This window comes from Streptomyces sp. NPDC048696, from assembly GCF_043198895.1.
Taxonomy (GTDB): Bacteria; Actinomycetota; Actinomycetes; order Streptomycetales; family Streptomycetaceae; genus Streptomyces.
Genome location: NZ_JBICVJ010000005.1, coordinates 496,688 through 510,965 on the forward strand (window position 1 = coordinate 496,688; position 14,278 = coordinate 510,965).

The following is a 14,278-nucleotide window of genomic DNA, read 5'->3' on the forward strand; positions in this document are numbered from 1 at the left end:
CCCGCCGGGCCGCCTTCGTGGCCCGGCGGGGCCCCCGGTCACTCCGCCGGGTGACGTCCGCATGCGCGCCGGGACGAGCCTGGGTAGATCTTTTGTGTGACCGCGTATCGACTGTCCCCGAGAGCCCTGATCGCCGGGCTGGCCGCCTCCATACTGCTGTTCGGCGTGGGCTGCGCCACCGGCGAGCGGGTCGCGGACGCGCCGAAGGCCGACGCCGCACAGCATGTGCACGAGGGCGACGAGAGCCCCGCCTTCCACGACCGGGCCGAAGCCCAGGGCCCGGGCCCGCTGCCGTACACCCCGCTGTGCCGCGCGGCCAAGTGCATCGCGCTCACCTTCGACGACGGGCCCGGCCCGTACACGGCCTCGCTGCTCGACATACTCGGCAAGGAAGGCGTGCGGGCGACGTTCTTCCTGGTCGGCGACAAGCCCGTGCACACCTATCCCGATCTCGTACGGCGGATCGCCGCCCAGGGCCATGTGATCGGCAACCACACCTGGACGCACCCGGTCCTGACCGGGCTGCCCGAGGCCGAGGTGCTGCGCCAGCTGAGCCGCACGCAGTCGGTGATCCAGCAGCTGACCGGCCACAAGCCCACACTGATGCGGCCGCCCAAGGGCCTCACCGACACCCGCGTCACCGGCGCCACCCGCGCGCTCGGGCTCTCCCAGATCCTGTGGAACGTGACCGCGACGGACTACCACAACCGCACCACCGAGCTCGTACGCAAACTCGTCCTGGAGCGGGCCCGGCGCAACGGCGTGGTCCTGCTGCACGACGTCCTGCCGTGGACCGTGCCCGCCGTGCCCGGGATCATCACGGGCCTGCGCGCCGCGGGCTACACCCTGGTGACGGTCCCCCAGCTGTACGAGAACATGCAGCCGGGCGAGCAGTACCCGGTGTGGGCGACACCCGCGCCCAAGCCGCACAGCTGACGTCGCGCCGGGCGCCGACCGCCCTACGCCCGGCGGCTGTTCAGGGCGACGACGGGACCGGGTGCCCGGCCGTCTCCTCCAGGAACGGCTCGACCACCTCGCGCCAGCCCTCCGGCCGGTCGTAGTGGACGAGATGGCCGGCGTCGGCCACCTCCGCGTACTGCCCGAGCGGCAGCACCCGGACCATCTCCTGGGCCTCGGCCCGGCCGAGCTCGCCGTCCAGGCCGCGCACCACGAGCGCCGGGCAGCGCACCTGCGCCAGCTCCTCCCAGTGCGCGTCGTACACCCAGGTCGCGCGGGTGCGCAGCATCTGGCGGCGGGAGAAGAGGGGGCGCCAGCCGTCGGCGCGCTCGGCCATCACCTCGGCGAAGAAGTCGCCCCGGGCGGGAGTGGGCCGCTCGACCCAGGGATCGTCCTCGCCGAACCACTTGCGTACGTCCGCGAGCGTCGCGAACGGGACCGGCCAGGACTTGAACCAGTCCTCCCACTCGCGCTGGGAGGCCGCGCCGAGCGACGAGGCGCGCATGTCGCAGATGACCAGGGCCCGTACGAGATCGGGGCGCTTCGCCGCGAGCTGCCAGGCGGTGAGGGCGCCCATGGAGTGGCCGACGAGGGTGACGGGGGCCAGGCTCAACTGTTCGATCGCGGCCTCGGCGTCCGCCACGTACGCCTCGCGCGTGAAGGGGCCTTCGGCGGGCTTGTCACTGCGGCCGTGGCCGCGCTGGTCGAGGGCGATGGCGCGGTGCCGCTCGGCGAGCCAGCGGGCCGTGGCCGCCCAGTGCGCCGCGCGGCCCATCAGCCCGTGGAGCAGCAGCACCCCGGGCGCCCGGTCGGACTCCCGGAGGCCCTTGGGCGGGTCCGCGAACTCCCAGGCAGCGAGGCGTACGCCATCGGATCCCGTCACGTCGATGCGTCGCACCATGTGTCCTGGCACCCCCTTCAGCCCCGAGCTCCGAGGTCAGTTCACGGCAGGGTATCGAACCTCTATTCGAAAACTGGCGTCTCTCGCGCAACACCCCTCGTTCGAGTGACCGGACTCAAGGATTGACGGCCCGCGCCGAGGGGAGATCTTCTGCGGGAGGCGGGCGGCCATCGGGAAACCGGACGGCCGACCCGAGGGGGCTGACCCCGAGAGCTCGGGGCTCCGGGTCAGCACCGGGGAGGGCAGGCCCCGGCGCCGCAGGGCGCCGGGGCCCTCTGCGTCACGGCTCTGCGTGTTCGGGCCTTCTGCTTCCGGGCCCCGCGCGCACCCGCCGAAGACAGGAGCAGCCGGGATGAGCCGCACGATCCCCTCACCTCCCCGGCCGTACACCCTTCAGGTCATATGCCTCAAGACAGCCTGGCACGCGATCCGCCCGACCGCTGCCGTTCCGACCGGAAATCGTGGGCACGCGCCCAGGACCGGACACCTACTCAACTCCCTTGCGCCCCAGGGGAAACGGGGGCGGGGCCGGGAATCACTCCCCGGCCCCGCCCGACGCACACGGCTTGTCGTACGCGCCCCACCGCTCGATCACGTACGTACGCGGCCCACGACCCCGGCCACGTACCCCTCGCGGCCTACCGCTTGGCCACGAAGACGTGCGCCGCCACGTCCGCGCCCAGCTCGGCCGCCTCGCCGCTGCTGCCGACCAGGACGCCGCCCGGGGACGCGGTCACGCTGACCACGGCGCCCGGCTGCACGCCCGCGCGGCGCAGCGTGTACATCAGCTGCGCGTCCGTCTGGATCGGCTCGCCGATCCGGCGCACGACCACGGTCATGCCGTCGGCCGTCGCCTCCAGCTCGTTCAGGCTGATGATCCCGTCCTCCAGGAACGCGTCGGCCTCGGCCTTCTCGCCCAGCTCCTCCAGGCCCGGGATCGGGTTGCCGTACGGCGACTCGGTCGGGTGGCGCAGCAACTCCAGGACGCGGCGCTCGACCGCCTCGCTCATCACGTGCTCCCAGCGGCAGGCCTCGGCGTGCACCTGCTCCCACTCCAGGCCGATCACGTCGACGAGCAGGCACTCGGCGAGGCGGTGCTTGCGCATCACCCGGGTCGCCAGGCGGCGGCCCTCGTCGGTCAGCTCCAGATGCCGGTCCCCGGCGACCTGGACCAGGCCGTCGCGCTCCATGCGCGCGACCGTCTGGCTCACCGTCGGCCCGCTCTGGTCGAGACGCTCGGCGATCCGGGCGCGCATGGGGACCACACCCTCTTCCTCAAGTTCGAGGATGGTGCGGAGATACATCTCCGTCGTATCGATCAGTCCGGACATACGTGCCCCTCGGATATTTCGTGCGCTGGCCCTGCCCCAATTCTGACGCATAGCACTGACAACCGTCCCGTTCCCGGGGAGCGCCGTATTGACAGGGGAATGGTCCAGACCGCAACGTGATCCGCGGCACGGACACTCCCGCCACCGGAAAGGGCCCAGCGATGAGCGAGAGCAAACTGGCCGGTCAGTTCTTCGACGCCGCCATCGGGCTGCTCCAGCGGGTACGGGACGAGGAGGCCGGGAACATCGCCGCCGCCGGGACCGCGATCGCCGACGCGGTCGCCTCGGGCGGCCGCCTCTTCGCCTTCGGCGCGGGCCACTCCTCGCTGCCCGCCCAGGACGTCGTCTACCGGGCCGGCGGACTCGCCCTGATGAACCTGCTCGCGGTGCCCGGCACCGTCGGCGTCGACGTCATGCCCGCGACCCTCGGCTCCGCCCTGGAGCGCGTCGACGGCCTGGCGAGCGCGGTCCTGGACTCCAGCCCCGCCCGGCCCGGCGACGTCGTCGTGATCATCTCCCTGTCCGGCCGCAACGCGCTGCCGGTCGAGATGGCCGTGAACGCGCGCGCCCTGGGGCTCAAGGTCATCGGCGTCACGTCGGTGGCGTACGCCGAGGGCACGAAGTCGCGGCACGTCTCCGGCACGTTCCTGCGCGACCACTGCGACATCGTCCTCGACAGCAAGATCGCGATCGGGGACGCGGAGCTCACCCACGAGGGCGTCGAGGCCCCGTTCGGACCCGCCTCGACCGTGGTCACCAGCGCGCTGATGCAGGCGGTGATGGCGGCCGCCGCCGAGTCCCTGGCCGAACGCGGCATCGAGCCGCCGCTGCTGCGGTCGGGGAACGTGGACGGCGGGCACGAGTGGAACGGGCGGGTCATGGCGGAGTACCGGGACCGGATCTTCTTCCGGCCGTAGCCTGCCGGGCCGTCCACAGGGTGGGGACGGAGGGGCTCGGCCCGACGGACCACCTCTCGGCGGGGCCGAAGGACTCAACCCGGCGGACCGCCTCTGCGACCGGGCCCGCAGGGCCGACGCCGGCCCCCGCCACCGGTGACCCGCCGCTCAGCCCCCCAGCGCCTCCCCCAGGTCCAGCGACACCGCCACCCGTACCGCCAGCGTCTCCGCGTACACGGCGTCCGGACGTTCGAAGGCCGGGCGGATCGGGCCGCGCAGGAACGTGAGGACCCCCAGCGTGCGGCCCCGGCTGCGCAGGACCGTGCACAGCGCGTGGCAGGCGTCCGGCGGCCACTGGCGCTCCCGCGCCCAGGACGCCGCCCCCGCGCCCCCGCTCGCCCGCACCGAACCGACCCGGTCGAGCGACTGCAGGGCCGGGTGGCCCGGCGCGTACCCGACCGGGATGCCGCCGCCCGCCACCTGCGCGACCGGGCCCGGCTCGTTCGCCGGGGACGCCGCCATCCGCAGCAGCCGGTCCTCGCCCACCACCAGATCGAGCAGCGCGTGATCCGCGAAGCCCGCGAGCGCGAAGTCCAGATACGACGTCGCCGCCTCCACCGGGTCCTCGCACTCCGCCGCCGCGCGCGACGCCCGGTACAGCTGGTTCCAGCGGAACCGCAGCCGGTCCGACTCCTGCTCGGCGAGCTTCGCGTCCGTGACGTCCTGGAACAGCCACGCCACCCCGAGCGGCACCGGCTCCTCCGCCAGCGGCGAGGCGAGCCGCAGGAACCCGCTTCGCCAGCAGCGCCGCCGCTCGCCCTCGGCCGTCCGCAGCGTCACCCACAACTCCGTCGGCGACGTCGGCGCGCCCTCCGACAGCACATGGTGCAGCGCGCCCTCCAGCTCCTCGACGCCCCGCACGATCAGCTCGCCCAGCGGCCGCCCCAGCACCGTGACCCGCCCGGTCCCGAGCGCGCGCGCCGCGTACGCGTTGACGACGGTGGGCCGCAGGTCCACATCGACCAGGACCACACCCCAGGACCCGTCCTCGAACAGCGCCTCGCTCAGCGCGATCGAGCGCTCCAGGTCGATCTGCGCGTGCACCTCGCTGAACGCGCAGTACACCCCGGCCGGTTTGCCGTCCCCGCCGCGCACCCCGGCCGACTGCGTCCGTACGAGAACGCGCCCGCCGTCCTTCTTCAGCAGCGCGAACTCGTGCACCTGGCGGCCCGGCGCGTCCATGGCGGCCATCAGCCGCCCCTCCACCTCACCGGCGTCCGCGGCCCGCACCGCCCACCCGGCGAAACCCTGCCGCCCGACCGCCTCCTCGGCGCTCCAGCCGAGGATCCGCTCGGCCTCGCGGTTCCAGTGCGTCACCGCGCCGCCCGCGTCGAACGCGCACAGCGCGGCGTCCATGCCGTCGAGCAGCGCGGCGAGCAGATCGCCGCCGTGCTCGGGTTCGGCCGTCGGCGGGCCGCCGGGGCCGCCGCCCTCCCGGTCCGGTTCGTCGGGACCGAGTGCGTTGGTGGTCTCGCTCCGGGAAGCACTCATCCTGGCACCCCCTGCAGGACGTGTCGCCGCGTCACACCGACGCACCGACGCGCGTCAGATCATTCAACTGGAACGTGACGCATCCCACACCGAGTTCGGGGAAATCACTTCACGGGAGGGATCGTTTTCCGTCGCGGAAACGATTCACGTGCCCACGCCCAGGGCGTTTCGCACGCCCGCGCACCTCCCCGTCCGGCCGAGCCCGTTGATCGCCTGGAAGGCCGGAAACAAACGTCTTTCCAGACCCGTCCGCCGCGCACATAGTGACGCCCATGACCTCTCTGATACGCCATGTGACGTTCGACTGCACCGACGCGTACCGCCTGGCCACGTTCTGGGCCGCGGTCCTCGACGGCAGCCTCTCCGACGAGGACTTCCCCGGCGACCCCGAGGCCCTGGTGACGGCCGGGTCCACGGCCCTGCTCTTCGTCACGGTCCCGGACACCAAGTCGGTCAAGAACCGCGTCCACCTCGACGTCCAGCCCGAGGACCGCACCCGCGACGAGGAGGTCGCCCGCCTGCTCGCGCTCGGCGCCACCATCGCCGGCGACCACCGCCGCCCCGACGGCACGGGCTGGGTCACGATGGCCGACCTGGAGGGCAACGAGTTCTGCGTGGAGCGCAGCGCGGCGGAACGGGCGGGCACCCGGTAGGCGCCCGTACGCGCGCGTGGCGCCACCCCCGTCCCCGGGGCGGCGCCACGCGCGCGTACGACGTCCGTACGGAACAAGCCGGTACGACGGTCGTACGGATCAAGGCCGCACGGCCACCCGACGGGCCTCAGCCCACGATGCCCTCGTACCCCTCCACCGCGCGCGGGTCGCGCGGGCCCGGGCCGATGTAGCGGGCCGACGGGCGCACCAGGCGGCCCGTCCGCTTCTGCTCCAGGATGTGCGCCGACCAGCCCGCCGTACGGGCGCAGGTGAACATCGACGTGAACATGTGCGCCGGGACCTCCGCGAAGTCCAGCATGATCGCGGCCCAGAACTCGACGTTCGTGGCCAGTACGCGGTCGGGGCGGCGGGCGTGCAGCTCCTCCAGGGCGGCCTTCTCCAGCGCCTGGGCGACCTCGAAGCGGGGCGCGCCCAGCTCCTGGGCGGTGCGGCGCAGCACGCGCGCGCGGGGGTCCTCGGCGCGGTACACGCGGTGCCCGAAGCCCATCAGGCGCTCGCCCTTGTCGAGGGCCTTCTTCACGTACGCGGTGGCGTCGCCGGTCCGCTCGATCTCCTCGATCATGCCGAGGACGCGCGAGGGCGCGCCGCCGTGCAGCGGCCCGGACATGGCGCCGACCGCTCCGGAGAGCGCGGCGGCCACGTCGGCGCCGGTGGAGGCGATGACGCGGGCGGTGAACGTCGAGGCGTTCATGCCGTGCTCGGCGGCCGACGTCCAGTACGCGTCGACGGCCTTCACGTGCTTCGGGTCGGGCTCACCGCGCCAGCGGATCATGAACCGCTCGACGATGGACTCCGCCTTGTCGATCTCCCGCTGCGGCACCATCGGCAGCCCCTGCCCGCGGGCCGACTGGGCGACGTACGACAGCGCCATGACGGCGGCGCGCGCGAGGTCGTCGCGGGCGGTGCGCTCGTCGATGTCGAGCAGCGGCTTCAGCCCCCACACCGGCGCGAGCATCGCGAGCGCGGACTGCACGTCGACGCGGATGTCACCCGAGTGGACCGGGATCGGGAACGGCTCGGCCGGCGGCAGGCCCGGGTTGAAGGCGCCGTCGACGAGCAGGCCCCAGACGTTCCCGAACGACACATGGCCGACCAGGTCCTCGATATCGACGCCTCGGTACCGAAGGGCGCCCCCCTCCTTGTCGGGTTCGGCGATCTCGGTCTCGAACGCGACGACTCCTTCAAGTCCGGGTACGAAGTCGGACATCAGGCGGCTCCTCATGATGCGAGATGATGCGAGCGACAGCAGCGGAACGGGTCGGGCAGGGGGCGCCCCTTCCCCCGTGATGCCCCGTGCGGCGGCGAAATCACCCACCGGGTCGTAGGGGGGCCACAGTGGCCCAGCGGAGAGTTTGGCGGGTTCGACGGGTGCGGGGAAGCGTGACATCCGGCACACTGCCCCATTTGCCGCGCGAAGGGTTGACGACCCTCCGTGCCGGGAAAACTGACACGCCGTGCCATGGATGGAGCACGCCGGACGACGACCGCCGTGCCGTCGACAGATCCGGCCGGATGACACCCCCGCCCCCGACGGGGGTGCGGCAGGATGACGCCGTGACCGACCACGACCCCGCCGCCATGCGCCGCCAGTACCGCACGACGCTCCTCGACGAGGCGGACCTCGCCGCCACCCCCATGGCCCAGTTCGCACACTGGTTCAAGGAGGCCGTCACCGCCGGACTGCACGAGCCGAACGCCATGGTCGTCGCCACGGCGACCCCCGACGGCCGCCCGTCGACCCGCACGGTCCTGCTGAAGGCGTACGACGAGCGAGGCTTCGTCTTCTACACGAACTACGCCTCCCGCAAGGCGCGCGAGCTGGCCGCGAACCCGCACATCTCGCTGCTCTTCCCCTGGCACCAGATCGCCCGCCAGATCATCGTCACCGGCACGGCGGCCCCGGTCCCGCGCGAGGAGACCGAGGCGTACTTCCGCACCCGCCCGCACGGCTCCCAGCTCGGCGCGTGGGCGAGCGCGCAGTCGACGGTGATCACGTCACGGGACGAACTCACCCTCCAGTACGAGGAGTTGTCGTCCCGCTACCCCGAGGGCACCGAGGTCCCGGTCCCCCCGCACTGGGGCGGCTACCGGGTGACCCCCGAGACGGTCGAACTCTGGCAGGGCCACGAGAACCGCCTGCACGACAGGCTGCGCTACGTCACGGAGGCCGGCGCCTGGCGAGTGGAACGCCTCAGCCCATGAGACGTCCGGTCCGGGCATGCAGAAGCCCGCGGGCTCGGGTTCCTCCGAAGAGGAGCCGGCCGGACGTACCGGCGAGCCCGCGGGTCGGTGACTGCTGGGAATTCGGCCGGCGGTCAGCCGGCACCGCACAGAGTGCGACGACGGGCCGCTAGCCCGCAGTCACCTCACGCGTCCGGTATGAAATCACTTCCGGATCACCTCCTCTCGTGTGTGCTCGAAACACTAAGCAGCACGTTGACGGAGCTCAACTGATTTTCGGTGTCTCTTTTTTCGAGGCGTAGGCGTAGCCGTCCGCCCTTTGGAGAAGCCGGAGATTGCGGTGCAGGACGTTGAAGCGGCCCGCCGATGTGGTGAGGCTGTGCTGGCCTCTGGTGCGGACGGAGACGCGTCCGGTCCAGGTGCCCTTCCATCTGCCGCTGGGCATGATGGCTCGTACGAGATCGCCGGTGATGAATCCGTGGTGCAGCTTGGCGCGTGGCCGTTGCAGGCGGGGGAAGCCGAAGCGGTCCGGGGTCGTGCGGGCGTATGACCCACGCCCGGTCGCTTTGATCACGTGGATCTGGTGCGGTACGCGGACGATCACGTCTCCCTGTTCGTGGTCGAGGGGGCCGACGCAGAGCGCGTCCAGTGTGTGGGTCTTGGTCAGCCTCATGGCGTTCCGGTTTCCCTTCGTGCCACGGCCGGACCAGGTGTGTACGGGCACACCGAGCACGCCGAGGGAGTCGGTGAGCTGCTGGCGGGTCGCGTTCACCGCGGCAGCGTCCCGGAGGGGCGCCTTCGTGTGGCTGAGGATCTCCGCGAGGCGGGCGGGGTCATGCGCGAGGAATTCCTCGATGGAGCGGGACCCCTTTGCCTGATTGCAGCCGACACACGCAAGCACCAGGTTGGACACGCGGTCGGATCCGCCGTGGCTGCGTGGGCGAATGTGATCGATGTTGAGTGCCACGCCGGCGGTGCCGCAGTACGCGCAGGTTCGGCTCCATAACTCGCGTAAGTATTCGCGGACGTCGGTTCCGGCGAGGAGGCCCTGTTGGTACTCGACACCGTGGAGCGGCTTCCCCACGCTCATCACGTGCATATCGAATGCGACCGACTCGATGTGGATCTCGGCGACTGGGGCGTAGCGGCACAGTCTCCGGACGGTCGAGACGGTGGTGTCGACGCGGTGCCGTAGCGATGGCGGCAGCCAGCCTTCGCGATAGGTGCGGTTGGCGGAACGTCGGGCCCTGTAACGGCAGTTGTCCGATCGACGTCGGCGCCGGTAGCCCGCGCGTTGCTGCATGCAGCGGTGGATCTGGTCACCCCGGTGCTGGAGTTCGGCGGAGACGAGCCCTCGGCGGACCGTGACTGTGGGGCCGCCCCGCGCCGCCTCCTTCCGTTCGTCGGTGAGGCACAGGCCGGTGCCTTTCGAGCCGGGGTCGACGCGTAACTGCACTCCGTCGATCTCCGAGTCGGCGAGGCTCCGGTCCCGCAGCCGAATGGCGAAGGGAGCCTGCCGGGCCACGACCGCCCGACCCTTGGCCAGGAGCTCGCGGGCGCGGGCAGGATGGCACGGCATGAGCGGTTCGCCGCCCTTGGCCAGGACGAACACTCGCCCCGCGCCCAGACCCCAATGGGGAACGTCACCGTCCCCGCTCTCTACCGTCACCGCCGAAGCGGCGGATCCGGTGTGACGCCGACGGGGCTCGGTGCGGGCCCTGCCGGTCTCCCCTCGCCCATGTCTCCTGCCGGTGCCCCGCGCTGCTGCGAGGTGTCCGTGAGCCGTTTCGTCCCTGCTCCCAGGGGTGTCTGCTCTCACGGATTCCAGAGCGGGCTGCTGAGGAAGCACAGCCCGGTGGGTCGGCTCGCCTGCGGGAAACGTAGTCATCGGAGGGCACCTGCCTTGATCGAGTGATCGTGATGACTGGAGCTGTTCACTCGGAGCCCCGCCAAGAGGCCCGGGAGCGAGTGATCTCCCTTCTTCGTGTTCAAGAGACGCTAGCCGTCTCCGCTCGCCCCCATCGCCGCGATCACTGCAATAGCGCACAAACGTGTGATCACGCCGCGAACGTCGAACACTTGGCTACGATCCGTGTTAGTAGAGATGCCGCATACCGTGCGAGCCGCCCGCCCCGGCCCTCGTCCACCCACTGGACCGGTCCGTACCGTCCCGCTCTACGAGCGTTCGGTGAGCACCTCCGCCAGGCGGTCGGCGAATACGGTGAGCCGGTTCAGTCTCGGTCCGCTGCGGGCGATGCGAAAGCCGCTCGCGGCCGGCACGCAGGATGTTGCGGGCATGGAAGTCGCCATGGATGAGGGTGTCCGGCTGGCTGCGGCCCAACTCCCGGACTGTCGCCACGGCGGCATCCAGCACCCGACGCGGCAACGCATGCGTCAACTCCTCGGCGTCCTTGCACAGCTGCTCCTTCCAGGCGTCGGCCTGCTCACGCGGCCGGGGCAGGCCGGGCGGTGCGGGGACGGCCAGGCGGCGGTAACGGGCTTTCACAGCCCGGTATTTGGAGTACGACGATGCGCCGCACCGTGACCACCGTCCTCGCCGCCGCTCTGCTCGCCGGTGGCACAGCCGTCACCGCCGCCCCCGCTCAGGCCACCACCGGCAAGGTCGTCGCCGTGGCCAGTGGGCCGATCACCTGTGAGCCGGCGAAGCTGCGGCAGCAGGCCGCTCAGCCCGACCGGAAAGCCGACGGGCTCAACGCGCTGGGCGACCACGCGGCCGCCGCCAAGACGCATCAGCAGGCCGAGGACCTGCGCCGGAAGGCCAAGGCCTGCGAGGATGCCGAGAACAACGCGTAGGGAGTGAAGGGTTGGGGGGGCTCAGCTCCCCCAACCCCCTAGGCCCCACCCCTCACGCCAGGGCCGACTCCACCAGCCTCGACCACTGCGCCACGACCCGCTCCCTGCGCGCCCCGTCGTCCGTGAGCAGGTTCGCCAGGCCCAGGCCCCGGGCCATGTCGAGGAGGCCCTGGACCGTTTCGCGTACGCCCGGGACCGACTCGTCCGCGCCCAGCAGTGAGATCGCGATGCGGTGCGACTCGCGGCCCACCCTCGCCTCCAACTCCCGTACGCGCGCGTGTAGTTGGGGCTCGTTCGAGGCCGCCACCCACAGGTGCAGGGCCGCGCGGAACAGTGGGCCCGTGTAGAGGTCGACCAGGCGGGCGACCACCGTGGGGCGGTCCGTGGGGCCCAGGGCCCGCAGGGCCGTGGAGCGCTCTTCCGCCACGTACTCGACCGCCGCGGTGAACAGGTCCTCCCGGGTCGGGAAGTGGTGTTGCGCGGCGCCGCGCGAGACTCCGGCCCGTTCCGCCACCACCGAGACCGTCGAGCCCGCCCAGCCGCGTTCGGCCAGGCAGGCCACCGCCGCCTCCAGGAGGCGCTGCCGGGTGGCCCGGCTGCGGTCCTGCTTCGGCTCTTTGGCCGAGGCCGCGGCGGACGTCATCGCACCCATTGTGGATCCCGTCGTTCCAGGAACGCCGTCACGCCCTCCTTCGCCTCGGCCGAGGCGAACAGGGCCGCCGAGCGCGCGCTCAAGTCTTCCGTCCAGCGGTCGAACATCTCCACCACCGTAGCCGTGACCAGCGCCTTCGATGCCGCCAGGCCCCCCGGGGATGCCCTTCGCAGCCCCTCCAGGATGGGGTCCAGCGCCTTGTCCACATCCTGCGCCGACTCCGTCAGCAGGCCCGCCCTCGCCGCCTCCGCCGGGCCGAAGCGCTCCCCGGTGAGGTAGTAGCGCGCCGCCGCCCTCGGGTCCATGCGCGGCAGCAGCGGCATGGAGATCACGGCGGGGGCGAGCCCGAGGCGGGACTCGGTGAAGGCGTACGTGGACTCCGGGCCCGCCACCGCGATGTCGCAGGCGCCGAGCAGCCCGAGGCCGCCCGCCCGGACATGGCCGGTCACCCGCGCCACGACCGGCTTGGGCAGCTCCACCACCGCCCGCATCAGCGCCACGAACGCGGCCGGGTCCGGCGGTGCCTTGAGGTCGGCGCCCGCGCAGAAGGTGTTGCCGGTGTGGGTCAGCACCACCGCCCGTACGTCGGGGTCGGCCGCGCAGCCCGCCAGCGCCTCACGCAGCTCGCCGACAAGACCGGCCGACAGGGCGTTGCGGTTGGCGGGCGAGTCGAGCGCCAGTGTGCGCACGCCCCGGTCCTGCGCAACCTCTATGTACGTCACGCCTCACCCTTCTGACGGTCCCTCAGCTCGCGCCGCAGGATCTTTCCCGTCGACGCCCGGGGCACCTGCCCGATGAACTCCACCCGGCGCACCTTCTTGTACGGCGCCACCCGCTCGGCCACATACGTCATGACCTCGTCCGCCGTCAGGTCCGGCGCTGCGGGCGCGCGGACCACGTACGCGCACGGCACCTCCGTGCCGTCCTCGTCGTACACCCCGATCACCGCCGCGTCCGCGATCGACGGATGGGTCAGGAGCAGGGCCTCCAGCTCCGCCGGGGCGACCTGGAAGCCCTTGTATTTGATCAGCTCCTTCACTCGGTCGACGACGAACAGCCAGCCGTCGGCGTCCACTTGACCCACGTCCCCTGTGTGCACCCACCCCTCCGCGTCGATCATCGCGGCGGTGGCGTCGGGGCGGCCGAGGTAGCCCTTCATCACCTGCGGGCCCCGGATGGCGATCTCGCCGGGCTCGTCGACGCCCACGTCCTTGCCGGGGTCGTCGAGGGAGAGGAGGCGCATCTCGGTGCCGGGCAGCAGTTTGCCGACCGAGCCCGGCGGCGGGTTCGCGGCGGCGAGCGGGACGACGTGGGTGCCGGGCGAGAGTTCGGTCATGCCGTACGCCTGGCGCACCGGCGGGAGTTCGAGGCGGGCCGAGCAGGCGGCCGCCAGCTCGGCGTCCAGCGGGGCGGCGGCGCTCACCACGTACTCCAGCGAGGACAGGTCGTACTGCGCCACCGCGGGGTGTTTGGCCAGCGCGAGCACGATCGGCGGGGCCACGTACAGGCCCGTGATGCGGTGGCGCTCGATCGCCGCCAGGAACTGGTCGAGGTCGAAGCGCGGCAGCACCACGACCGTGGCGCCGTACCGCAGCGGCGCGTTGAGCAGGGCGGTGAGGCCGTAGATGTGGAAGAAGGGGAGGACCGCGAGGATGCGGTCGCCGGGCTTCATCGGGAACACCGGGGCGAGCTGCGCCAGGTTGGTGGCGATGGAGCGGTGGGTGAGCATGACGCCCTTGGGGACGCCGGTGGTGCCCGAGGAGTAGGGCAGTACGGCGATGTCCTCGCCGGGGTCGATCGACACCCCGGGTTCGGGCGCTGTGGAGGCGAACATGTCGAGGACCGAGCGGTGGCCGTCGGCCCGGTCGCAGACGAATATCTCGGCTATGGACCCGCTGAGTTCGGCCGCCCGGCGGGCCGTCTCCAGAAGTGGCGCGATCGTGACGATCCAGCGGGCCGAGGAGTCGGCGATCTGTTGGGCGAACTCCTCGGCCGTGGCCAGCGGGTGGACGGTGGTCACCGACGCCCCGGCCCTGGTGGCGCCGTAGAACACGGCCGGGAACAGCACCGAGTTGGGGCTGTGCAGGGCGAGGACGTCACCCTTGGCGAGCCCGGCCTCGGCGAGCGCGGCGGCCACCCGGCGGTGCTGGACGTCCAGCAGGGCGTACGAGACGGACGTGGCGCCCGTCGGGTCGGTGCCGTCGATCAGGGCGGTGGCGTCGCCGTGCCGGGGCACGGCGTGCCCGAGGACCGCCTGGTGGATGGGTTCGTCGACGGCCGGAACGGCCGGGTACTCGCTGTGGAAGACCATGGGGGCACGT

The 14,278-nt window shown here is 72.1% G+C and carries 14 protein-coding genes and 1 pseudogene; 5 read left to right on the plus strand and 10 right to left on the minus strand.

Annotated elements, in window-relative coordinates; all coding sequences use genetic code 11:
* Nucleotides 1-96: 96 nt before the first annotated feature.
* Nucleotides 97-936: a polysaccharide deacetylase family protein gene (locus ACGFRG_RS13745; protein WP_393263712.1), complete on the plus strand. Its 840-nt coding sequence runs from the start codon at nucleotides 97-99 to the stop codon at nucleotides 934-936.
* Nucleotides 937-976: 40 nt separating this feature from the next.
* On the opposite strand, the gene ACGFRG_RS13750 is transcribed toward ACGFRG_RS13745, so the two are convergent.
* Nucleotides 977-1,858, minus strand: coding sequence for an alpha/beta hydrolase (locus ACGFRG_RS13750; RefSeq protein ID WP_361431389.1), 882 nt, complete (start codon nucleotides 1,856-1,858; stop codon nucleotides 977-979).
* 638 nt (nucleotides 1,859-2,496) lie between these two features.
* Nucleotides 2,497-3,189, minus strand: coding sequence for a metal-dependent transcriptional regulator (locus ACGFRG_RS13755; RefSeq protein ID WP_361431387.1), 693 nt, complete (start codon nucleotides 3,187-3,189; stop codon nucleotides 2,497-2,499).
* Nucleotides 3,190-3,350: 161 nt separating this feature from the next.
* On the opposite strand from ACGFRG_RS13755, the gene ACGFRG_RS13760 reads away from it, so the two are divergent.
* Nucleotides 3,351-4,106, plus strand: a complete 756-nt coding sequence (locus ACGFRG_RS13760; protein WP_361431386.1) for an SIS domain-containing protein — start codon at nucleotides 3,351-3,353, stop codon at nucleotides 4,104-4,106.
* A gap of 147 nt (nucleotides 4,107-4,253) precedes the next feature.
* Here the strand turns inward: ACGFRG_RS13760 and ACGFRG_RS13765 are convergent, their stop codons facing one another.
* On the minus strand, nucleotides 4,254-5,636 hold the full coding sequence (locus ACGFRG_RS13765; RefSeq protein WP_393263714.1) for a PAS domain-containing protein: 1,383 nt from the start codon (nucleotides 5,634-5,636) through the stop codon (nucleotides 4,254-4,256).
* Nucleotides 5,637-5,908: 272 nt separating this feature from the next.
* On the opposite strand from ACGFRG_RS13765, the gene ACGFRG_RS13770 reads away from it, so the two are divergent.
* Nucleotides 5,909-6,289, plus strand: coding sequence for a VOC family protein (locus ACGFRG_RS13770; protein WP_361431380.1), 381 nt, complete (start codon nucleotides 5,909-5,911; stop codon nucleotides 6,287-6,289).
* Nucleotides 6,290-6,416: 127 nt separating this feature from the next.
* Here the strand turns inward: ACGFRG_RS13770 and ACGFRG_RS13775 are convergent, their stop codons facing one another.
* The gene (locus ACGFRG_RS13775) at nucleotides 6,417-7,517 is read right to left on the minus strand and encodes a citrate synthase 2 (protein ID WP_361431378.1); all 1,101 of its coding nucleotides are present in this window, start codon (nucleotides 7,515-7,517) and stop codon (nucleotides 6,417-6,419) included.
* 305 nt (nucleotides 7,518-7,822) lie between these two features.
* Between ACGFRG_RS13775 and pdxH the strand changes: the two genes are divergently transcribed.
* Complete coding sequence (pdxH, locus tag ACGFRG_RS13780; RefSeq protein WP_393263717.1) at nucleotides 7,823-8,512, plus strand: pyridoxamine 5'-phosphate oxidase; 690 nt, start codon at nucleotides 7,823-7,825, stop codon at nucleotides 8,510-8,512.
* A gap of 244 nt (nucleotides 8,513-8,756) precedes the next feature.
* Here pdxH and iscB read toward each other — a convergent pair whose 3' ends face one another.
* The 3 genes and pseudogenes from iscB to ACGFRG_RS13795 form a co-directional block, all read right to left on the minus strand.
* Nucleotides 8,757-10,103: an RNA-guided endonuclease IscB gene (gene iscB, locus ACGFRG_RS13785; RefSeq protein WP_393263719.1), complete on the minus strand. Its 1,347-nt coding sequence runs from the start codon at nucleotides 10,101-10,103 to the stop codon at nucleotides 8,757-8,759.
* A gap of 563 nt (nucleotides 10,104-10,666) precedes the next feature.
* The gene (locus tag ACGFRG_RS13790; RefSeq protein ID WP_393263779.1) at nucleotides 10,667-10,789 is read right to left on the minus strand and encodes a hypothetical protein; all 123 of its coding nucleotides are present in this window, start codon (nucleotides 10,787-10,789) and stop codon (nucleotides 10,667-10,669) included.
* A 37-nt stretch (nucleotides 10,790-10,826) separates the two neighbouring features.
* A pseudogene (locus ACGFRG_RS13795) lies at nucleotides 10,827-10,997 on the minus strand (kinase); the annotation flags it as partial.
* Nucleotides 10,998-11,020: 23 nt separating this feature from the next.
* Here ACGFRG_RS13795 and ACGFRG_RS13800 point away from each other — a divergent pair.
* Nucleotides 11,021-11,305, plus strand: a complete 285-nt coding sequence (locus ACGFRG_RS13800) for a hypothetical protein (RefSeq protein ID WP_393263721.1) — start codon at nucleotides 11,021-11,023, stop codon at nucleotides 11,303-11,305.
* Between the two features lie 52 nt (nucleotides 11,306-11,357).
* Here ACGFRG_RS13800 and ACGFRG_RS13805 read toward each other — a convergent pair whose 3' ends face one another.
* Genes ACGFRG_RS13805 through ACGFRG_RS13815 form a run of 3 tightly spaced genes read right to left on the minus strand, consistent with a single transcriptional unit; the run spans nucleotide 11,358 to nucleotide 14,268 of the window.
* Entirely contained in the window at nucleotides 11,358-11,948 is a 591-nt protein-coding gene (locus ACGFRG_RS13805; protein WP_361431366.1) for a TetR/AcrR family transcriptional regulator, read from the minus strand.
* A complete protein-coding gene (locus tag ACGFRG_RS13810; protein ID WP_393263723.1) occupies nucleotides 11,945-12,679 on the minus strand; it encodes an enoyl-CoA hydratase family protein in 735 nt (244 codons plus the stop codon). The genes ACGFRG_RS13805 and ACGFRG_RS13810 overlap by 4 nt, the downstream gene beginning before the upstream one ends.
* On the minus strand, nucleotides 12,676-14,268 hold the full coding sequence (locus ACGFRG_RS13815; RefSeq protein WP_393263725.1) for a 4-coumarate--CoA ligase family protein: 1,593 nt from the start codon (nucleotides 14,266-14,268) through the stop codon (nucleotides 12,676-12,678). The genes ACGFRG_RS13810 and ACGFRG_RS13815 overlap by 4 nt, the downstream gene beginning before the upstream one ends.
* Between the last annotated feature and the right edge of the window lie 10 nt (nucleotides 14,269-14,278).